This is a genomic window from Formosa sp. L2A11, from assembly GCF_009796865.1.
GTDB lineage: Bacteria > Bacteroidota > Bacteroidia > Flavobacteriales > Flavobacteriaceae > Formosa.
The window spans coordinates 1,430,759-1,452,416 of the sequence record NZ_CP047028.1; the positions used below are offsets into that span (position 1 = coordinate 1,430,759).

Annotated in this window: 17 protein-coding genes; 8 read left to right on the plus strand and 9 right to left on the minus strand. The window is 33.9% G+C overall.

Annotated elements, in window-relative coordinates; translation table 11 throughout:
- Window positions 1-56 precede the first annotated feature (56 nt).
- Window positions 57-4,541, minus strand: coding sequence for a choice-of-anchor D domain-containing protein (locus GQR95_RS06250; RefSeq protein WP_159022349.1), 4,485 nt, complete (start codon window positions 4,539-4,541; stop codon window positions 57-59).
- A 192-nt stretch (window positions 4,542-4,733) separates the two neighbouring features.
- Here GQR95_RS06250 and GQR95_RS06255 point away from each other — a divergent pair, with 192 nt between their 5' ends.
- Window positions 4,734-5,207: a regulatory protein RecX gene (locus tag GQR95_RS06255; RefSeq protein ID WP_159022350.1), complete on the plus strand. Its 474-nt coding sequence runs from the start codon at window positions 4,734-4,736 to the stop codon at window positions 5,205-5,207.
- Between the two features lie 57 nt (window positions 5,208-5,264).
- On the opposite strand, the gene GQR95_RS06260 is transcribed toward GQR95_RS06255, so the two are convergent.
- The 3 genes from GQR95_RS06260 to GQR95_RS06270 are packed head-to-tail and all read right to left on the minus strand — an operon-like array spanning window position 5,265 to window position 8,533.
- Entirely contained in the window at window positions 5,265-5,759 is a 495-nt protein-coding gene (locus GQR95_RS06260) for a DUF6646 family protein (RefSeq protein WP_159022351.1), read from the minus strand.
- A 41-nt stretch (window positions 5,760-5,800) separates the two neighbouring features.
- The gene (locus GQR95_RS06265) at window positions 5,801-6,664 is read right to left on the minus strand and encodes a cupin-like domain-containing protein (RefSeq protein ID WP_159022352.1); all 864 of its coding nucleotides are present in this window, start codon (window positions 6,662-6,664) and stop codon (window positions 5,801-5,803) included.
- A 48-nt stretch (window positions 6,665-6,712) separates the two neighbouring features.
- Window positions 6,713-8,533, minus strand: coding sequence for a TonB-dependent siderophore receptor (locus tag GQR95_RS06270; RefSeq protein ID WP_159022353.1), 1,821 nt, complete (start codon window positions 8,531-8,533; stop codon window positions 6,713-6,715).
- 71 nt (window positions 8,534-8,604) lie between these two features.
- On the opposite strand from GQR95_RS06270, the gene GQR95_RS06275 reads away from it, so the two are divergent.
- The 4 genes from GQR95_RS06275 to GQR95_RS06290 all read left to right on the plus strand — a co-directional run bounded on the left by GQR95_RS06275 (window position 8,605) and on the right by GQR95_RS06290 (window position 13,531).
- Complete coding sequence (locus GQR95_RS06275; RefSeq protein WP_159022354.1) at window positions 8,605-10,113, plus strand: PLP-dependent aminotransferase family protein; 1,509 nt, start codon at window positions 8,605-8,607, stop codon at window positions 10,111-10,113.
- Window positions 10,114-10,378: 265 nt separating this feature from the next.
- The gene (locus GQR95_RS06280) at window positions 10,379-11,719 is read left to right on the plus strand and encodes a sugar MFS transporter (protein ID WP_159022355.1); all 1,341 of its coding nucleotides are present in this window, start codon (window positions 10,379-10,381) and stop codon (window positions 11,717-11,719) included.
- Window positions 11,720-11,837: 118 nt separating this feature from the next.
- Window positions 11,838-13,094: a Y-family DNA polymerase gene (locus GQR95_RS06285; RefSeq protein WP_159022356.1), complete on the plus strand. Its 1,257-nt coding sequence runs from the start codon at window positions 11,838-11,840 to the stop codon at window positions 13,092-13,094.
- A complete protein-coding gene (locus GQR95_RS06290) occupies window positions 13,091-13,531 on the plus strand; it encodes a LexA family transcriptional regulator (protein ID WP_159022357.1) in 441 nt (146 codons plus the stop codon). The genes GQR95_RS06285 and GQR95_RS06290 overlap by 4 nt, the downstream gene beginning before the upstream one ends.
- A 203-nt stretch (window positions 13,532-13,734) precedes the next feature.
- Here GQR95_RS06290 and GQR95_RS06295 read toward each other — a convergent pair whose 3' ends face one another.
- The 5 genes from GQR95_RS06295 to GQR95_RS06315 form a co-directional block, all read right to left on the minus strand.
- The gene (locus GQR95_RS06295) at window positions 13,735-14,028 is read right to left on the minus strand and encodes a F0F1 ATP synthase subunit epsilon (protein WP_159022358.1); all 294 of its coding nucleotides are present in this window, start codon (window positions 14,026-14,028) and stop codon (window positions 13,735-13,737) included.
- A 73-nt stretch (window positions 14,029-14,101) separates the two neighbouring features.
- Complete coding sequence (gene atpD, locus GQR95_RS06300; protein ID WP_159022359.1) at window positions 14,102-15,610, minus strand: F0F1 ATP synthase subunit beta; 1,509 nt, start codon at window positions 15,608-15,610, stop codon at window positions 14,102-14,104.
- A 430-nt stretch (window positions 15,611-16,040) separates the two neighbouring features.
- Window positions 16,041-17,891 (minus strand): glutamine--fructose-6-phosphate transaminase (isomerizing), encoded by a 1,851-nt coding sequence (glmS, locus tag GQR95_RS06305; protein ID WP_159022360.1) that lies wholly within the window; start codon window positions 17,889-17,891, stop codon window positions 16,041-16,043.
- Window positions 17,892-17,909: 18 nt separating this feature from the next.
- Entirely contained in the window at window positions 17,910-18,470 is a 561-nt protein-coding gene (locus GQR95_RS06310; RefSeq protein WP_159022361.1) for a hypothetical protein, read from the minus strand.
- A gap of 16 nt (window positions 18,471-18,486) precedes the next feature.
- On the minus strand, window positions 18,487-19,296 hold the full coding sequence (locus GQR95_RS06315) for a glycogen/starch synthase (RefSeq protein WP_159022362.1): 810 nt from the start codon (window positions 19,294-19,296) through the stop codon (window positions 18,487-18,489).
- A 109-nt stretch (window positions 19,297-19,405) separates the two neighbouring features.
- Here GQR95_RS06315 and panC point away from each other — a divergent pair, with 109 nt between their 5' ends.
- The 3 genes from panC (at window position 19,406) to GQR95_RS06330 (ending at window position 21,583) form a co-directional block, all read left to right on the plus strand.
- Complete coding sequence (gene panC, locus GQR95_RS06320; RefSeq protein ID WP_159022363.1) at window positions 19,406-20,254, plus strand: pantoate--beta-alanine ligase; 849 nt, start codon at window positions 19,406-19,408, stop codon at window positions 20,252-20,254.
- 13 nt (window positions 20,255-20,267) lie between these two features.
- Window positions 20,268-20,618 carry an aspartate 1-decarboxylase gene (gene panD / locus GQR95_RS06325; protein ID WP_159022364.1) on the plus strand — a complete coding sequence of 117 codons (351 nt, stop codon included), beginning with the start codon at window positions 20,268-20,270 and terminating at the stop codon, window positions 20,616-20,618.
- Window positions 20,619-20,695: 77 nt separating this feature from the next.
- Window positions 20,696-21,583 carry a lysylphosphatidylglycerol synthase transmembrane domain-containing protein gene (locus tag GQR95_RS06330; RefSeq protein WP_233266013.1) on the plus strand — a complete coding sequence of 296 codons (888 nt, stop codon included), beginning with the start codon at window positions 20,696-20,698 and terminating at the stop codon, window positions 21,581-21,583.
- The last annotated feature ends 75 nt before the right edge of the window (window positions 21,584-21,658 follow it).

Consider the following 21,658-nt stretch of genomic DNA (forward strand, 5'->3'; position numbering starts at 1 on the left):
TTTAAAAGAATAAAGGAGACTCAAAGAGAATCTCCTTTTATTTAGTTTCTAAAAATTTAATTTTTTTTCACCGCTTTTTTGCTAATTGTTTGTCCGTTAGATAGCGTCACTTTAGCGACGTAAGCTGCTTGGCTAAGTCTAGATAAGTTATATGTTTCGCTAGAGCTATCTCCTTTTAAGTTGTAAATACGTCTACCTAGCATATCTGAAATTTCAACATTTGTAATGGTTACATTTTTGTTTGTATAAATCTTTACTTCACCGCTTTTTAATTCTATAATTCTAATGTCGTTAGAAGAAAGCATAGCATCATCTATAGAAAGCGTCATTGGTGTAAACATAATTTCAAAACGATCATCAAAAACACCGCTATCCGAGGTGAATGTATAGTCGTTTTCAGAAATGTCTTGTACAACATTAAGAAATTTGTCGTTTAAATATATTGCGTTTCCATTCATAAAAGCACCTTCAGTTTGAGGAATAGAAAAGGTGTAAATTGTAGGCTCTTCTATGGATGTGTTAAAACCAAACGGAATCACTTCTTCTAAAGATAAACTGCTTGAATGTTTAGCTTGTATGACATATTTAGCTTCTGGCGATGTTGGTATAAACGAATATATTACAGCATTAACGTCTTCGTAAGTCCCTCGTTTAATATCGTAAAAGGTACCGTCTTCGCTGTCTGAAGCTCCATCTAAATAAGCAATAAGAATTTGGTTTGCTACGCCGTTATCGGTAGTTAAATTTACCCATAATTTGTTGGCTTCATCTGTGGTTGTTGTTCTAAAAAACTGTGAGTTATTCCCTGTGACTCTCATGCTATTGTTAAAAACGACGTTTGTAGTTTTAATATCGCCTGAAGCTACAGTAGAAGCAGCTGCATTATCCATAGATACAAAGAAGCCTTGGCCAGAAGGAATATGTCTTGTTGGCATTACACCATCTCCTCCCATAGTTTGTCCAGTTCCATTAATAATAGCGTAATCACTTTGTGCGTAATTATAACCTTGGTTACCATTGCTATTTTTGTCTGCAGCAGTGGTTTGAGACCAAAGGTAAATGGCTCCAAAGGTTTGAGTTATATTTGTGTTTTCTGCTAAAAATAAATCAGCATCTAAAGCAGAGGGATAAGGGTTTCCTATTAAATTCCAGTTGTTATCATTAGTCTCTGAATCGTTTCTGTATATTGGGACATTATAAATTCCGTTATTAAATGCACCTTCAAAAGTGTATGTGAATTGCCCAGGAAAAGTACCTGACGAGTTTTGTGTGGCAGCGTACCCCACACCTGGAGCCATTACAGTTGCCGTTGTTGCATATTGCCAATCATCTCCATTGTCATCCACATCATCTTGTCCATCTAGTGTAGTGTTATCATTAGCAACTTCTCTAGTGGCATCTAAATAATTTTGTCCATTATACCAAAAGGTTCTAGAGGTGTTTGCTTCTGCTAAACCATCACCTATGGTTTCATTAAAAACAGGAGCGCTCCAATAGGTGTATTCTTCAGCAGACCCTAGGTTTGAGGTTTCTTTTTCAACTTTAATTTTACTTTTATCGGTTAATACATTACCGCCTATAATGGCATCATCGTTAACTTGTACAAACGAACCGTCTGTTTTAACAATAATATTTCCGTTTACAGTAAGATTATTATCAACTGTAACGTAGGTGTTATTCTCTATAGTTAATGTGTTCGATGCGTTTATAGTACAATTACAAGCTTCGAAACTGGTTTGTGCGCCTCCTGTAGAAGTGTCGTAATCTGAATTGATAATAACATTGGTACTTAATGTAGGCATTGTGTTTATTACTGTACCATCATCCCAGGTCCAATCAGAACCATTCCAAGTTGCACCTATTAAAACGGCTTGTGTGGCATTAGAAGATTCATAACATAAGGCATCGTTCTCTCTTACTTCGCAATAATACTGATAGTCTAAAACACTACTCACATCAGAAATAACTAAATCTGGAGATGTGCTTGAGGTGGTGTAAATACCACCATCAGATATGCTTTGCCATCCTAAAAGACTATCTGGATTGTATGCATACCAATAATATAGTAATGCATTTCCGCCAGCATAGCCTTCGGTTGCAGATATGCTTAGAGTGCTTTCGTTACACGCTGTAGCGATGCTTGTAATGCTGTTTATTATAGGGGCGGTTCCTGTAGAAAAATCATAAGTCCCAATATCGCTATAATCTACAGGTGTAAAACTATCCCAATCACTATCGTTCCAGGTTGTACTAGGTGCTGTGATGCCTGTGTTTTTTCTTCTGTAGGTGTAGTCTTTAGAAGCGACAGTAAATGCATTTCCAGAGGTGTCTCCCCAAAGATCTATCCAAGTGTTAGATTTATAAAGTCTAATGTTATCATCATCATTAACACCTCCAACACCACTAACCTGATCATAACCGTGAGTGGCGTTGGCATCTGTAGCTTGACTACCTCCAACTGCTAGTACAAATACATCATCGTTTGCTATAGTTCCTGATAAAGAAATTGTACTTGTTGCAGCTGCACCACCGTTATTATGTATTCTAATTTCATAGTCAGATAAATTTACACTAGCTCCCGTACCGTTATAAATTTCGATATAAGAATGTGATCCATCTCCATTATCTGTAATTTCACTAATAAATAAATCGTTTGGTGCTGTAGCGTTTCCTTCGCAACTAGAAATTAATTGATCTATAACAGTAAAAAATACAGAGTTTACACAGCCTAAGTCGTTTGTAATAACAATACTTCCTGTGGTTGCTCCCAGCGGAATAGTCACTTCTAACTCTGATGATGAGCTTACGTTTACTGTTGCCAAAATCCCATTTATGGTAGCTGTGGTTGAGCCTCCAAAATTACCTTCTGAAGATGTTATATTGACTTTGGTACCAATTGGTCCAACAGAAAGCGAAAGCGAAAGAGAGGCTGATACGCAATCTCCAGTTCCTTGTACTTCAAAAGTATAAGGACTTTCGTCTGCGTCGTTACTTAAAATAGTTATGGTGGCTGTTCTTGTGCTTGCTCCAATGGGTAAAAATGTAATTTCAAATTCTTCTTTCGTATCTGCTGCAATTGTTGTTGGCAAAAGTGTTGTTGGCACAGGGATTATTGAAACCGGAAACTCTAAAGGGTTAGAAGATGTTATACTTGTTATATTCAGGTTTGCTGTACCTTCATTGTTAATGTTGTATGTTTTTGGAGATGTCGCATTGCCTATCGAGGTTTCTGCAAAAATGGTGTTGTAACCTGTACTTGCAATAGATCCATTTGGTATTGTGGCCCCTGTGTTACGTTCTATATCAATTTCAGGTGCTGGTGTATAACCTTCTCCTGTTAAATTAACGGTACAAGAGCCTTCGTCTACATCGTTATTGTTTATGGTGATGCTTCCTGTTCTTGTCCCTGTGGTAGTAGGTGTATATCTTACTGTAACTGTTTGTGTATTGCCAGATGTTATGCTAAATGGAGTCGCTGGAGAAACAATAGAATAATCTCCTGTAACGTTAAACGAGCTCACATCTAAATCTGCACTACCATTATTTTCTATATCAAAAGTAAGATCTGTATTGGTTGAAGTGGCTTGACTACCAAAATCTATAGTGTAACCACAGTTTTGATTTGTAGATGTGTTGTCTACTAATTGTAGTTCTGGATTAGGGGTTCCTGAATAACAGGTCCAGCTTAGATTTGAAATTAAAGTTCTATTTCCGCTGTTACGTAACTCGACATTTATTGAACCTGTAACATTTATTGTTGCAGTAAATGTGTTACTAGATGTGTCATATACTGTAATGTCACCTCCATATTGAGTACCATTAACGAAAACTTTTAATGTTGAATTTCCAGAATATATTTTTGCGTAATCAAATGTTATAACACCACAGCCACTAGGGAAAGAACTATCATTAGTTAGTGAGCCTGTTCTTATTCCTATGGCTTCTTTTCCATCTAAATCTTCATCTGTTCTAGTATCTGTAGCGGTCCAATCGATACCGTTGTCTCCTGTCCAATTTCTTGTTAAATAATTACCTACATCTCCTGAATTATTAAAAGATTCGCTAGCACAATCACCGCTAGAAGCAATAGCATTGCCTGTTAAGGTTATGTTGTTAATTTGTAGTTTTCTGGTTCCAGCAGTTCTCTTCCATCTTATTTTGTTATTGGTTCCAGTTAGTGTACCAATGTTGTGTGTGTAAGAGGTGTTGGTTGACGCTACACTGGGTATTATATATGATCCAGCAGTCCAAGTCAATCCACCGTCATCTGAAATTTCGATTGTACAAGTTGGAGCGATTAGGTTATTTCCATTACCTCTTAAGCTCGAGACTAATTCTAAATTTTCATAAGCTCCAAAAGTTTCACTTATAACATAATCACTGTCGTCATCTAAGAGCCAAGTATTCCCGTTTAGTGTTACATTATTAAATGTCCAAGTTGCTGTTAGAGAGGAGCAATTGTTTACAAATATTTGTTGTGCAAAACCAAAAGATATGGTGCAGCAAATTAGTATTACTGTTAAGAAGTAATTTTTTTTCATGGTGGGAGGAGTTTTTATTAAAAATGGTTTTGTGGGATATGTGTATATCTATATCTTGTAAATCATGCTTTTTTAGTTAAAAAATTAGTTTTTAGTAATTTAAGATAATTTTAATAAAAATGAGTATAATTAGTGATATAATAAAATATATTGTTATTTTTTCGATTAAAAGACTGTTTTTTTATAAATAAAATGGAGACACACAAAACGTATACTGTAGAAGAAGCTAAGAGAGCCTTAGAGCATTATTGTGCTTACCAAGAGCGTTGCCATAAAGAAGTACAGGAAAAATTAAGAGGCATGCGTATGATTCCGGATGCTATTGATGCTGTTATTGTGCACTTATTAACGCATAATTTTTTAAATGAAGAACGCTTTGCGAAGGCGTATGTTCGAGGAAAATTCAAATTTAAACACTGGGGAAGAAATAGATTGACACTAGAATTAAAACGGCGTCAAATTAGTCGTTTTAATATACAAATAGGACTTAAAGAATTAGATGCTTTAGATTATTATGGCACTTTTGATGCTTTAGCAGCTCGTAAATGCGAGTTAATAAAAGAGTCTAATACCTATAAGAAACGGAAAAAGCTAGCAGATTATTTGTTGTATCGCGGTTGGGAATCGTCTATGGTTTACGAAAAAATAAAGGAATTGATTCCATAAAAAAAAGGAGTTTCAAAATACATTGAAACTCCTTTTATATGTTGTTTAAAGTTGTACTTATAAGTTAAAAGAAGCGCCTAAACTAAATACAAATTGGTTGTTTAATTTTTTTTCAGGATCTAAACTTGAAATATCATTGTCATATTTCGCGATAGGGAAATTCATTTCAGTATATACTCCAAATCCGTCAGAGAAGAAATATCTGGCACCAACATGGCCTCCAAAATTTCTAGTACTGAAACTTAATCCAGGATATACATCTAATTCATCCATACCAATAACAGAAGATAAGTTCGCGTTAAAACGGGCTTTAATATCAAAACGATCAAAAAAGACTGCATCTAAATCGTCGTTAACACCTAATAAGTATGTTGTAGATACTCCAAACGAAATATTTTCGCCTACACCAAAATCGTAGGTACCGTTAATTCCTGTGCCATTGTCTTGAAAGCTAGCGCCAATTTGAAATTTCTGATCACCTTTGCCTCTAAAAGCTTGTGCATTTGCGAAGGAAACCACGCATAAACATGCGATTAATAATAGATTTTTCATGGGTTTTAAATTTTGGTCAAATATAGGTTTTATACTTAAGTTTAGAAATTATATTTAGAAGTTCTCGTTAGGGCTTGTTTATTTTTCCAATCTATCCATTGCTGCCCTTTAATTCTTCGCATAATATTATCGAAGGTTCTCATTATAAATACATTGTAAATAGCTGTGCTTAAATTTTTTGGATGCCGTGCTATAGCACGCAGACTCATAGAAAAACCAGGAGTAATGTAATGCATATAGTGCCAATACCCTTCAGGCATATACAGCACTTCGCCGTGATTTAGTTCGGTTTTAAACCCTTTGGCATGTTTTAAAGCTGGCCATTTTTTAAAATCTGGATTATGAAAATCGATGTCTTCTCGCGTAATTAATGCGTGTGGTACTTTGTATAAATACTTGCTTTGCTTTTGGTCGAATAAGATAATTTCCTTTTTTCCTTCAAAATGAAAATGAAAAATATTGGCTAAGTCAATGTCGTAGTGCATAAATGTATACGAATCTGTTCCGCCAAAAAACAACATGGGTAATTTTTTCATAAGGCGTAATCCAAAATCTGGGAAAGAGAAATCGTTTTGTAATTGTGGGACTTCTTTTAAAATATTCCAGAGAAATATTCTAAATTTTGTGGGTTCACGTTTCAATAAATCAATGTATGCGCTCATTTTCATTTTAGCATGCGCTTGATTAAATCCGTCTTTATAATTTACGGGTCTATCATCGTAAAGCGGAACCGTTTTGTCTCCTGCAACAGATTTTATGTACTCCAAATTCCATTTAGAATATGCGGGCCATTCGTCTATAAAATGGGCGATTACCACAGGCTTTTGTGGTTTAAAGTAGTTTTTTATAAAGTCCTCTTTTGTAATGGTTTTTACACGAGGTATATCTTGCAGGTTTAATCTCAAAAGTAAAAATAATTAAACCTGCAAGTTAAGAAAATGTTAGATATTTATTTATCTAAACGTGTATTTTAGACCAAACACAAGGTTTCCTTTTGGCATAGGTACAAGGTTAGATTCTGTGTAATCTTCATTTAAAATATTGTTTGCAATAACAGAAAATTCTAAAGAATTTAAAGTGTAATTAAGACTTGCATCTACTACAGAATAACTATCTCCTGAAGTACGTTCAGCATATTTATAAATAATAGAGTGCGATACATTTTTAATAAATTGAGAACTGTATCTCGTTACAAAATGATGCTTTAAAGAGTTAATAGAATATCTTGAGAAATCAGAATTAATATCCTGAACTTCGTCTTCTATATAGGTGTAAGATGTATGTAATGTTTGGTTAAACGTCCCAATTGTAAAGTTGTAATTTAAGTAAGCATCTAATCCTTTAGTATTTAATTCTCTAATGTTTGAAGCTTCCCATAAATCGTCTTCATTTTCCTTAGTATAGTCTATCAGGTTTTTAGAATCACGATTAAAAACAGCTAAAGAAGCAGAAAAATGACCTTGATTGTATTTAAGTCCTATTTCTTCGGCAATGGCTTCTTCTGGATCTAAATTTTCATTTCCAAGTGTTGTTGGATCGCTGTAATATAAATCTGTGTAAGTCGGAATTCTATACGTATACCCCATGTTTCCGTAGACTTTAAAATTAGAATTTATCTCGTAACCTAAATCTACACCAGGAAAGGCATGCCATTTAAAATCTGAAAAATACGTTACAGCAATTCCAGGTGTAATATCTAATTTGTCATTTAGCATTTTAAACTGATGTTCTAAAAACATAGACGCCATAAAACGGTTGTGGTCGCCTAAATTATTACTCACAATATATACTTTAGATAAGTCTACACCAAAACCTGTAATTCCTAAGTCGGAGGTGTAAGATCCGTTAAGTTCTGTGCCTACTTTATTTGTGATGTGTAAATTTCTGTAACCCGTTGGTTGGTCTCTGGTATACAAATACATGTCTTGATTTCTTCTCCAATATACTTGAGGTTTAAACACCCAATTGGCGTGTTTTATTTTTGTTGAAACACCTATTAAACTGGTTTGTGTTTCTTCGTATTGTTCGGTAGCACTTGGTGTTGCGTAGAAACCGTTGGCACCAAATTTACGTTCAGACATGGAAGCCAATACATTAATAGGAAGTTTGCTTTTATTAAATGTGCTCTTTAGAAAGTAATTCTGATTATCGTAATCGGTGTTATGTCTATAGCCTTCAGATGTGTTTCTGGATACATGCACAAGATGATTAGAATCTTTTAAATTGATTCCTCCAGTAATTGCTCCATTAAGCGTGTTAAATGATCCTGCTTGAGCATCTACAGAAAGCATATCTTCCGTTTGTTTTTTAGTGACAATATTTACAGCTCCCGTAAATGCATTCTGACCGAAAACACGAGCTGCCGGACCAGAAATAATTTCAATACGTTCTATAACATCAATAGGTAAAGCCATGTTTAATGTATGGTGTCCCGTTTGTGCATCGTCTACTTTTATACCATCAATAAGTAGTAGCGTTTGGTCAAAACTTCCGCCACGAATATATAAATCGGCTTGCATACCGGCAGTTCCGCGACGGCGAATATCTACTCCGGCAACTTGCTGTAATAAATCTGCAACATTTGTAGCTCCTGCAGCTTTAATGTCTGAAGAAGTAATAATATTTATAGATCTAGAGTTTTTAGAGAATGGTAATTCAATTCTGCTAGAGGTTATAATAACTTCCTCTAATTCTTCTTGTTGCATATCTTCTTGAGATAGTGCTAATGTTGTAGTTAAAATGGCTAACGTAGATAAAAATTTGGTTGGTGTCATGTTCAAAAATTATAAAAACGTTACAAATGTCGTAACTTTACGGACTATTAAACTAGTCCAGTTTTAAAACAATGAATAGTCCGGTTGAAGCCCTTCTTATAAAATTAATAGATTTTGATAAAACGAAATCCAAACCGCTATACATTCAAGTTTCAGAACAGATAGTGAACCTAATACAGCGTGGTTATTTAATAAAAGGGACATTGCTTCCTGGAACCCGAGTTTTAAGTCAGTTATTAAACGTGCACAGAAATACAGCTGTTGCGATTTACGATGAACTAGACGCTCAGGGTTGGGTAGAGATTTTACCTAATAAAGGGACTTTTGTATTGGTTCCTGAGCAAAAAACAGCTAAAATTAAAGCCACTGTACAGCAATTTAATCAGGCGTATTCGTATTCTGAAACCACAGGATTTCCATTTCAGAACTCACTGCATTTGGCGTCTACACAACAGCTCACTAAAGCAGATTATGTAATTAACGACGGGAAACCAGATTTACGTTTACATCCAACCATTCAGTTTTCTAGATGGTATAGTAGTGCGATGAAACGGAAACCGTTAATTAAAAAATGGAATCGTGCAGGCGATGGTTCGTATTCAGAATTTGAAAATCAGTTGTGTAATTATTTAAATGCAACACGCGGTTTTCATATAAAACCCAAAAACCTAATAAGTACACGAAGTACCGAAATGAGTTTATATATTGTTTCGCAATTACTTATTAAAAGAAACGATGTGGTTCTGGTGGGAAATTTAAGTAATTATGCTGCAAACATGATTTTTCAGCAAGTTGGTGCAACCATAAAAACAATTCCTGTAGATCAGGATGGATTAGATGTAGATTATATTGAAACGCATTTCCAGAAGGGTAAAATAAGATGTGTTTACATTTGTGCGCATAGAGATTATCCTACCACAATTACTTTAAGTGCAGCGCGTAGATTAAAATTGTTACAGTTAGCAAAACAGTATAAGTTTGCTATTATTGAAGACGATTTTGATTACGATTTTCAGTTTGAAGGTTCTGCCATGTTGCCTTTGGCGAGTTCAGATGCTAACGGACTTGTTATTTATTTAGGAAAGTTAGGGCAGTCTTTGTTTCCTAGCTTTCAAACCGGATTTGTTGTGGCTCCAGAAAACTTAATTTCTGAAGCCGAAAATTATTTGCAATTATTGGATCAGCAGGGCGATTTAATTCAGGAACAAATGCTTTCTGAATTGATTTATGAAGGTGAAATTTATCGCTTAATTAAGAAAAACATCATCATTTATAAGCAACGTCGCGACTGTTTATGTGAATGTTTAAAGATGTATTTTGGAGATAAAGTTTATTGGGAATTACCTTCTGGCGGATTAGCAATTTGGCTGCAGTTTAAACCAGAAATTTCATTGTTAAAACTTGCTGAAGAAGCAGAGAAGCATAATGTGTTTATTCCTAAAACCATTCTGTATCAAGATAAAAATACGTGTGCCATTCGTTTTGGCTTTGGGCATTTAAATGAAGCAGAAATTGAAACTGTTGTAAGTACTTTAAAACGGATTTATGATCGTGTTGTTTTGCAGAGTTTAGAGGCTTAAATAACAGGTTTTCTAATCTATAAATATTGATTTTATTGTCTCCCAAATGTGTTTTAAACCTAAGTATTTACTGTGTTTAAAAAGTGTTCTTTTAAAATTTTTATACAACTTTCAATGTTTTCTTGTAATTTGTATTCAAGTTGTTTGCGGTCTATATTTTAAACATATATTTAATTGACTGATTGTCATTGTTCTAAATGTTTTTTTGTTTAGGCTTAAGATTTAAACTTCTTCTTTTTAACTAAAAACCACTCACTAAATCATTATGTCTAATACAACAGAACTTCATGAAACACCAAAGAATACGTCTTTAGTGCCAATATTAATTATTGCTGGATTATTTTTTATTTTCGGATTTGTCACTTGGATTAACGGCGCATTAATTCCTTTTATGAAAACCATAAATGAATTAACCGATGCGCAGTCTTATTTAGTGGCTTCGGCATCTTATATTTCGTTTGTCGTTATGGCTTTACCTGCATCTTATATAATTGAAAAAGTAGGGTATAAAAAAGGTATGTCTTTTGGTTTAGCTCTTATGGGAATTGGTGCATTAGTATTTATACCTGCAGCAGAAGCACGAACATATACGTTGTTTTTAACAGGGATTTTTATTCAAGGTTTAGGGATGACATTATTACAAACAGCATCTAATCCATACATCACTATTTTAGGACCTATGGAGAGTGCTGCAAAACGTATTGCCATTATGGGAATAGCAAATAAAATTGCTGGAGCCTTAGGATCTTTAATTTTTGGAGCTATTTTACTGTCTGGTATAGATGAAATTAAAGAGAAGTTAACTACTGTCTCTTTAGATGAAAAGACAACACTTCTAAACGAAATGGCAGATAGTGTGGTGATGCCTTATATTATTATGGCTGTTGTATTATTTATTTTAGCGATATTAATTACAAAAGCACCATTACCACATGTTGAAGCAGATGAGACTGATGAAGAAACAGTAGAAGGATCAGTTGTTGTAAAAAAGACCAGTATATTTCAGTTTCCACATTTATGGTTAGGCGTTTTAGCACTGTTCTTATATGTAGGAGTAGAGGTTATTGCTGGAGATACTATTATTTCTTATGGTTTATCGCTTGGTATGCCAGGAGAAGAAGCCAAGTCGTTTACGTTAATGACGCTTTTTGCAATGGTAGGTACTTATCTTTTAGGTGTCATTTTAATTCCTAAATATGTTAGTCAGGTGTTGGCTTTAAAAGTCAGTGCTATTCTAGGAATAGTATTTGCTATTTGTGTATTATATACTACTGGATTTACATCTGTATTATTTGTGGCTGCACTTGGAATTTCTAACGCCTTAGTTTGGCCTGCAATTTGGCCTTTAGCTTTAAATGGTATGGGGAAATTCACTAAAACAGCTTCAGCTTTACTTATTATGGCTATTTCTGGAGGAGCGATTATACCGCCTTTATATGGAGCCTTAGTCGATTCTAAAAAAATAGAGTTAATTGCTCAAGGAGTGGAACAAGCTACGGCAACAGCAACGGCAGCAACTTCTGGATATTGGATCTTAATTCCGTGTTATGCATTTATACTGTTTTTTGCTGTTTACGGACATAAAGTTGGTTTAAAAAAAGCGTAAATTTATGTGATTTAGAGTTAGGACGTTATACTTATTTAAAACACTTTTTTCAAAGTTTAACAACCTAACATTTGTGCATTTTGATTCGTGTATATGAAAAAAATGTACCTTTATCACTATGTATGCTTTAGTAGATTGTAATAATTTTTACGCCTCTTGCGAGCGAGTTTTTAATCCGGATTTGCGAGGAAAACCCATTGCCATTTTGTCTAATAACGATGGTTGTGTAATTGCGCGTAGTGACGAAGCTAAAGCATTAAACCTTCCTATGGGAGCACTCGCTTTTAAGTATGAAGGTTTTTTTAAGCAGAATAATATTCAGGTTTTTTCTTCAAATTATCCGTTGTATGGAGATATGAGTACACGTGTTATGCGTATTTTAGAACAGTTTACTCCCGATGTTGAAGTGTATAGTATAGATGAAGCTTTTTTAGAATTTAAGGGCTTTGAAAATTTTGATTTAATAAACTGTGGTCATGAAATGCGCACTCGTATTTTAAAATGGACCGGCATACCAACTTGTGTAGGTGTTGCACCTACTAAAGCATTGTCTAAAGTGGCTAATAAAATTGCACGTAAATTTCCAGTACAAACTAAAGGTGTCTTTTTTATAGATTCTGAAGCTTCTAGAATTAAAGCTTTAAAATGGTTTAAAATTGAAGATGTTTGGGGTGTTGGTAGACGCTTGGCAAAACGATTAAAATATAAAAATTGCCATACAGCATACGATTTTACACAGCTTTCTGACGATTATATAAGAAAGGAATTCTCTATTGTAGAGTGGCGCTTAAAACAAGATTTGTTAGGTAACCCGACCTTGAGTTTGGAAGAACCGACTCCTAAAAAATCTATTGCAACAACGCGTAGTTTTGAAACCACATATTCTGATATAGATAACATTACTGAACGTATCTCTACATTCGCTACCAGTTGTGCAGAGAAATTACGGAAACAGAAAAGCAGTTGCCATATGATTATTGTACATTTAAGTAGCGACAGGCATAATAAAAACCATGCACATGAATATGGTAGCAAAATGATTACCTTGCCGTACCCAACAGATTCGTCTTTACTTATAAGTACACAGGCTGTAGCTGCTGCAAAACAATTATTTCATGCAGGAGTTAAATACAAGCGAGCCGGGGTTGTTGTTACCGGATTAGTACCTAATAATGCATTTCAATTAGATTTGTTTGCTTCCGAAAACCCGAAACATAAACCTTTAATGCATGTTATAGATGCTTTAAATACAAAGTATAGAAGACATGCTATTAAATTAGGAAATCAAGATTTAGAGCGTACATGGAAAATGAAACAAGAACGGTTATCTCCTAAATATACCACCAATATTAACGATATTATTATTGTAAAATGATGCTACATAAAACTCAAAATTTAACTTTTTTTACTCCTGAAGCCGATCCGGATTCTGGAGCTGTTTTTGTCGATTCTGGTATTTCTGCAGGATTTCCTTCACCAGCAGACGATTTTAAGGAAGAACGTTTATCGTTAGATGTTGAATTAGTACGCAATAAAGAAGCTACTTTTTTTGCGCGTGTTAGCGGGCAGTCTATGATAGGAGCAGGACTTGACGATAACGACTTATTAGTTATAGATAGAAGTTTGTCTGCTTCACATAATAAGATTGCCGTATGCTTCTTAGATGGAGAATTTACAGTAAAACGTTTAAAGGTAGAAGGAGGAGAAGTTTGGTTACAACCAGAAAACCCTAAATACGATCCCATTCAGGTTACAGATGATAATGATTTTGTAATTTGGGGAATCGTGACTAATGTGATTAAACGTGTGTAATTAAGCCTGTTTATGAAGGAATATTTCCCAATACTAATTACTGTTATTGTCATTGGAGTTCTGATATATAAAAATAGAACAGGAACTAATGATGATTCTGGTTTTGATGATTTTGACTTCGATTAAAATAATGGACTTTAATAAAACTAAAAACGCCTCAAAAATTAATTTTTGAGGCGTTTTTTATATGAGTAATAAAATTGTTAATCGGCTAAGATTATAATTTTATTGTCTTTAGATTCTAAAGTACCAGACTTAATTTTTAAAGTTAATACTTTGTTGTCTGACATGTGAGGTGTTACCTCAGGATGTAATTTTTCAAAATCTAAATGCGTCTGAGTATGAACCTTAATTTTTACAGTTCCAGCTGTTAAAAGTGATACTATAGCAGCGTGATGATTAAGCATTTCAAACTCTCCATCTGCTCCTGGTGCAGTAATGGCATCTATTTCCGAACTAAATAAAGTCGCTTCTGGCGATACAATTTCTAAATACATAGTTTATAGTTGTTTGTTAGTAGTAAATAAATGTTAATCAATAAGTAACTAATAATTATTTACTATTAACCAATTATGCTTCGGCTAACATTCTCTCTCCTGTTTCAATAGCTTCTTCAATAGAACCTTTAAGGTTAAATGCTGCTTCAGGTAAGTGATCTAATTCACCAGCCATAATCATATTAAATCCTTTAATGGTTTCTTTAATGTCTACTAAAACACCTTTAAGACCTGTAAATTGTTCTGCAACGTGGAATGGTTGAGATAAGAAACGTTGTACACGTCTTGCTCTACCTACGGCTAATTTATCTTCTTCAGATAATTCTTCCATACCTAAAATTGCAATAATATCTTGTAATTCTTTATAGCGTTGTAATAACTCTTTTACATTTTGAGCACACTCGTAATGATCTTTTCCTAAAATATCTGCAGTTAAAATTCTTGATGTAGAATCTAAAGGATCTACCGCTGGGTAAATACCAAGTTCTGCAATTTTACGAGATAATACAGTTGTTGCATCTAAGTGAGCAAAGGTTGTAGCAGGAGCAGGGTCAGTCAAATCATCTGCAGGTACGTAAACCGCTTGTACAGATGTAATAGATCCTGTTTTAGTTGATGTAATACGTTCTTGCATTGCACCCATTTCTGTAGCTAATGTTGGTTGGTAACCTACGGCAGAAGGCATACGACCTAATAATGCAGATACCTCTGAACCAGCTTGTGTAAAACGGAAAATGTTGTCTACGAAGAAAAGTACATCTTTTCCTTGACCATCTCCAGCTCCATCACGGAAATATTCTGCGATAGTTAAACCAGATAATGCAACACGTGCACGTGCTCCAGGTGGTTCGTTCATTTGTCCGAATACGAAAGTCGCTTTCGATTCTTTCATGATGCCTTTATCTACTTTAGATAAATCCCAACCTCCATCTTCCATAGAGTGCATAAAGTCATCTCCGTATTTAATAATACCAGACTCTAACATTTCTCTTAAAAGGTCATTTCCTTCACGAGTTCTTTCTCCAACTCCCGCAAATACTGAAAGTCCACCGTGACCTTTTGCTATATTGTTAATCAACTCCTGAATTAATACTGTTTTACCAACACCAGCACCTCCGAATAAACCAATTTTACCTCCTTTTGCGTAAGGCTCAATTAAGTCAATTACTTTAATACCTGTAAATAAAACTTCCGTAGTTGTTGATAAATCTTCAAATTTTGGAGCTTGTCTGTGGATTGATAATCCTGACTCTCCAACTTTTGGTAAGTTTCCTAAACCATCAATAGCATCTCCAATTACATTGAAAAGTCTACCATATACATCACCTCCAATAGGCATTTGTATTGGAGATCCAGTAGACACTACTTCTGTACCTCTACTTAATCCATCTGAAGAGTCCATCGCGATAGTACGAACAGTATCCTCACCAATGTGAGATTGTACTTCTAATACTAGAAGTGTACCATCAGGTCTTGTAATTTCTAATGAATCGTAAATTTTTGGAAGAGCTCCTTCTGAGTCGAATACAACATCGATAACTGGACCAACGATTTGTGCAACTTTACCTGTAACTTTTGACATTACTTAAATGTTTATAGATTTTTGCTTAATTTTTCTTGAAAAATAACTGTTTTTTCCGAGCTGCAAATATAATAGTTTATATTTAAAAAGAAATATGTTTTTCTCTTTTTTACGTAAAACAAACCCCTTTAAATTGATGATATTTAGATTTTTTTAGTGTATTTATCATATTGAGGTAAAGAAGACGCGTTTCTTGGGGAATTCTCATGTTTTGGAATGTTTCTCTAAATTTTACAATTTGATTAAAAAAGTAGAAATTGTCTTTATTTGCGACTTCAATTTTATTAATCATTTATATAATTTTATTTATCTATTAATACAATTATATAATGAAGCGCTAAGTTTATATGTGGTTGTGAAAATCACATATAAAATAAAGGTGCTTAAAACCGAAGTTTTAAACACCTTTATGTATCGTTTAAAAATAATGTTACTCTACAGTAACAGATTTTGCTAGGTTACGTGGCTGGTCTACATTTTTACCTAATTTAACTGCTATATGGTACGATAATAATTGTAACGGAATGGTTGTTAATAAAGGTGTTAAGAATTCTGACGATTCAGGAACTTCTATAACATGATCTGCAAGTCCTTTTACACTTTCATCTCCTTCTGTTACAATTCCTATAATTTTACCTTTTCTAGATTTAATTTCCTGAATGTTACTTACTACCTTTTCGTAATGTCCTTTTTTGGTTGCAATAACAATAACAGGCATTTGTTCGTCTATTAAAGCGATAGGTCCATGTTTCATTTCTGCTGCAGGATAACCTTCTGCGTGTATATAAGAGATTTCTTTTAATTTTAAAGCGCCTTCTAATGCAACAGGAAAATTAAAGCCTCTACCTAAATACAGACAGTTTTTAGCATCTTTATAGATTTCGGCAACGGTTTTAACATATGCGTCAGATTCTAATGCTTTTTTAACTTTAGCAGGAATAAGTTCTAACTCGATTAAATGATGACGGAAATCTGAACTAGAAATGGTTCCTTTAGCTCTCGCTAATCTTAAGGCCATTAATGTTAAAACAGTAATTTGTGTTGTAAATGCTTTTGTAGATGCGACACCTATTTCTGGTCCTGCATGTGTGTAAGCACCTGCATCAGATTCTCTAGCGATAGACGATCCAACAACATTACAAACTCCAAAAACAAAAGCGCCTTTAGATTTTGCTAACTTAATAGCAGCTAAAGTGTCTGCTGTTTCTCCAGATTGAGAAATGGCAATTACAATATCTTTTTCTGTTATAATAGGGTTTCTATATCTAAACTCTGAAGCATACTCTACTTCTACGGGAATTCGTGCTAAATCTTCAAAGATATATTCTGAAACTAATCCAGCATGCCAAGACGTACCACAAGCCACAACAATAATACGTTCTGCATTAAGGAATTTCTTCATGTTATCCTCTATACCAGACATTTTAATTATAGCTTCGTTTACTAATAAACGTCCTCTAAATGTATCTAAAATAGCATTTGGCTGTTCGTATATTTCTTTTAACATGAAATGCTCGTACCCGCCTTTTTCAATTTGCTCAAGATTTAATTGAAGTTTTTGAACATAAGGATCGACCATAGAGTCGTCTTTAATTTTTCTAACTTTAATTTGTTTTCCTAAACGAATAATAGCCATTTCTTCATCTTCAAGATAAATAGCATTTTTCGTAAATTCTAAGAAAGGAGAAGCGTCACTAGCTATAAAAAATTCGTTTTCACCAACACCAATTGCTAAAGGACTTCCTAGTCTTGCAGCAACAATTTCGTCTGGTTTATTTTTATCGAATACAGCAATTGCATAAGCACCTACGACTTGGTTTAATGCAATTTGTACTGCTTTTCCTAGCTTGATTTTTTCTTCTTTTTTCATGACATCTTCAATCAGATTGATTAACACCTCGGTGTCTGTGTCTGATTTAAAAGTATATCCTCTAGTAATAAGCTCTTTTTTTAAAGACTCGTAGTTTTCAATAATTCCATTGTGTATGATTACTAAATCTCCAGAATTAGAATAATGAGGGTGCGAGTTTACATCGTTAGGGATACCGTGTGTTGCCCAACGCGTATGGCCAATAGCAACGTGGCCTTTTGTTAAAATTTCTTTTTCAACACGTGCTTCAAGGTCTGAAACTTTACCTTTAGTTTTGCAAACTTTTAGTTCTTCGCCATCGTATATAGCAATACCTGCGCTATCGTAACCACGATATTCTAAGCGTTTAAGTCCGTTAATTACAATTGGGTAAGCTTCTCTGTAACCTATATATCCTACAATTCCACACATAAATTTTTAGTTTTTCGATTATGAATAATAAATATCTAATGTTGTACGCGAATTAATTAGACTGCTATGTAAATATATAGTATTCAGTATGTTATTTGCGTTTGCGGATAAAACTAAGTTGTTTTTTGTACTTGTTTTATCTTTTATTAGAATATTTTTAAAATGTTCTATTGCTTTTGTTTTGTACGTATGCGTATTTTTATTCTCTGTTTGTTGGGCTAGACTTAATATGTTTGTATGTGCAAGTTTTAAATTACAAGTACTAAAATAATAGTTGCCTTTATATGCAGAATGTTCTATTGAAAAATCATGAAATAAAGAATCTAATTTACATGTAATAGCATCATCTTTATCAAGTTTATTCGATAAGGAGAAATTTAGAATAGTTATTACGTTAGATGCTGTTTCAGGATGTTTACCTAAGGGAGTATTATTGGTGTTAGAAACCATTTTAAAAATCATTTCTGCATTTGTTTTTAGGCCATAGTTAGAAATATAATTTCTGTAAATGGCTGTAAAAACTGCTAGTGATAACAGTGTGCAGCTAGATAATGTAATGGCTCTTAAACCTTTTTTCATCTATTTTATAAACAGATTATTTTAAAACTTCTGTCATATAGAAATTAGAATATGCTTCACCAAATTCTTCTTTACTTTTATATCCTAATACAGGTTTGTCAGACTCGTCTATATGCGATTTTATTTCTTCTGGAATTTCTTCAGAACCAATAATAATAGCATCAGAATAATCTATGGCAACTTTCATTAAGTTATTGTAAGTTGGGTTGCTTAACGTTTTAACAACATCATCGCTAATATTGTCAAACTTCACTTTAGCTCCCATATTTTTATTTAATGTACCATCATAACCTTGATTATAGATAGATGTTACAACCTTACTGTCGTTAAATAATGGTTCTTCAGCAAAATATTCTTTTAAATATAAAGGAAGTAAAGATGCTAGCCATCCATGAACATGTATAATGTCTGGAGCCCAGTTTAATTTTTTAACTGTTTCTATAACACCTTTTGCAAAGAAAATAGCACGCTCATCATTGTCTGAAAATAAGTCGCCATTCTCGTCTGTTAGTGTTGCTTTACGCTTAAAGTATTCGTCGTTGTCTATAAAGTAAACTTGAATACGTTCTTTAGGAATCGATGCTACTTTAATAATAAGTGGCATGTCTAAATCATTAATTACTAGGTTTATACCAGATAATCTAATAACTTCGTGTAGTTGGTGTCTTCTTTCGTTAATGTTTCCATATCTAGGCATAAAAATCCTGATTTGACCACCTTGTTGATTTACCATTCTAGGGGTCTCAAATGACATAGATGAGATTTCTGTTTCAGGTAAATAAGGAACTACTTCAGATGATACATATAATATCCTCTTATCTTTCATAAATTACTGGGCTTTTGAGAATTCAAAATAAAAAACAAGCAAAATTACAAAAATTTATGCAGATTGCGAGTAAAATAATAACTTTGCCTCCGTTAATTTTTTATTTAGGGTGAAGATAATAACTGTACAATCGGAATTAAAAAAAGAAATAGAACTATTAAAATCTCAAGGTAAGACTTTGGGATTGGTTCCAACAATGGGGGCTTTGCACCAAGGACATTTGTCTCTGGTAAAGCGTGCTTTAAAAGAAAATGATGCACTTGTTGTAAGCATTTTTGTAAACCCTACTCAATTTAATAATACAGAAGACTTGGTGCAATATCCAAGAACTTTAGAGCGTGATGTTGCATTATTGCAAACCGCATCTGATGCGATTTTAGTATACGCGCCAGAAGTTGCAGATGTTTATGGAGAAGATGTAGCGTCTGTGCATTACGATTTTGGCGGACTAGAACATAAAATGGAAGGCCAATTTAGACCTGGACATTTTGATGGCGTCGGGACAATCGTTAAAAGATTGTTCGAGATTGTAACTCCGGATTATGCTTATTTTGGAGAAAAAGATTTTCAGCAATTAGCCATTATTAAAAAAATGGTTAAAAACTTTAAGATTCCTGTAGTTGTTGTGCCATGCGAGATTTTGCGAGAAGAAAATGGTTTAGCAATGAGTTCTAGAAATGTACGTTTAAAACCGGAGTATGCAGAAGCGGCACCGTTTATATATAAAACATTGCAAGATGCTAAAGTTATGTTTGGCACAGAACGTGCTAATAAAGTAACAGAATGGGTTGAGAGTCAGTTTGAAAATCATCCGTTGTTAAAGTTAGAATATTTTGTAATTGCAGATATTCAGACTTTAGAAACCATAGAGAATAAACTAGAAAACACTTTATATCGTGCGTTTGTAGCAGTATATGCCGACGATATAAGATTAATAGATAATTTAGCACTAAATTAATTATATTTGCCGCATGCAGATTCAAGTAGTAAAATCGAAAATTCACAGGGTAAAATGCACAGGTGCAGATTTAAATTACATTGGTAGTATAACTATTGATGAAGATTTAATGGATGCAGCTAACATTATTCAAGGTGAAAAAGTTCAGATTGTTAATAATAACAATGGAGAACGTTTAGAGACTTATGCTATTCCAGGACCACGTAATAGTGGTGAAATTACATTAAATGGTGCAGCCGCAAGACGTGTAGCAACAGATGATGTGTTAATCTTGATTACTTATGGTATCATGGATTTGGAAGAAGCTAAAACATTTAAGCCATCGTTGGTTTTTCCAGACGAGGCAACCAATAAGCTTATTTAATTATTGAATCCAAAAATATCTAAAATATTAAAAATTCACTCCCAATTTTATTGGGAGTTTTTTTAATATCATATTCGTTGTCAAAGGTATCGATAGACGAACTTCTAGTATACTTTAAAAACGCCAATTATTGGTGGATTTTGCTGGGTGCCATTCTTGGGTTGCTTAGTCATTTGTCGCGCGCATACCGTTGGTTGTTTATGTTAGAGCCTATGGGCTATCATGTAAAACTATCTAATAGTGTTATGGCCGTTTTTGCCGCGTATTTAATAAATTATACCATTCCAAGAGCAGGAGAAGTAGCTCGTGTTTCTGTAATTACAACCTACGAAGGTGTGCCTTTCGATAAAGGTTTTGGTACCGTAGTTGCAGAGCGTATTGCAGATTTAATTATCATGTTAAGTATTATTTTGGTGACATTATTCTTGCAGTTCGATTTTATTTTTGATTTCTTTCTTTCAAAATTCGATTTATCAAAAGTGATTATAGCCATGGTTGGGCTTAGTATTTTAGGTTTAGCTTTTCTTATCTATATTAGAAAAAGCCATTCGGTGTTGGCTGTTAAAATAAGAACCTTTGTTTTGGGGTTAATAGAAGGTGTTTTTAGTATTTTTAAGATGAAGAAAAAGTGGCCATTTATAGCGCATACGTTATTTATTTGGGCCATGTATGTCTTAATGTTTTACATTACCACTTTTGCAATAGAAGGCTTGCAACCTATCGCTTTAGGAGCAATTTTAGTCGGATTTATTTCAGCAAGTTTTAGTATTGCTGCTACAAATGGAGGTATTGGGTCTTATCCTGTTGCGGTGTATGCTGCATTCTCTTTGTTTGGAATTGCGCAAGGTCCTAGTATTGCTTTTGGCTGGATTATGTGGTCTTCACAGACGTTATTAATTATTGTTTGCGGCGGACTTTCACTCTTGTTTCTTCCTGTTTTTAATAGAAAATTCAATTTAAAATAGTCCTGTAAAAGATAATTTTATTAAGACGGAAGTTTTTTTTAAACAAAAAAACTATTTTCATACCTTGCGTAAGAC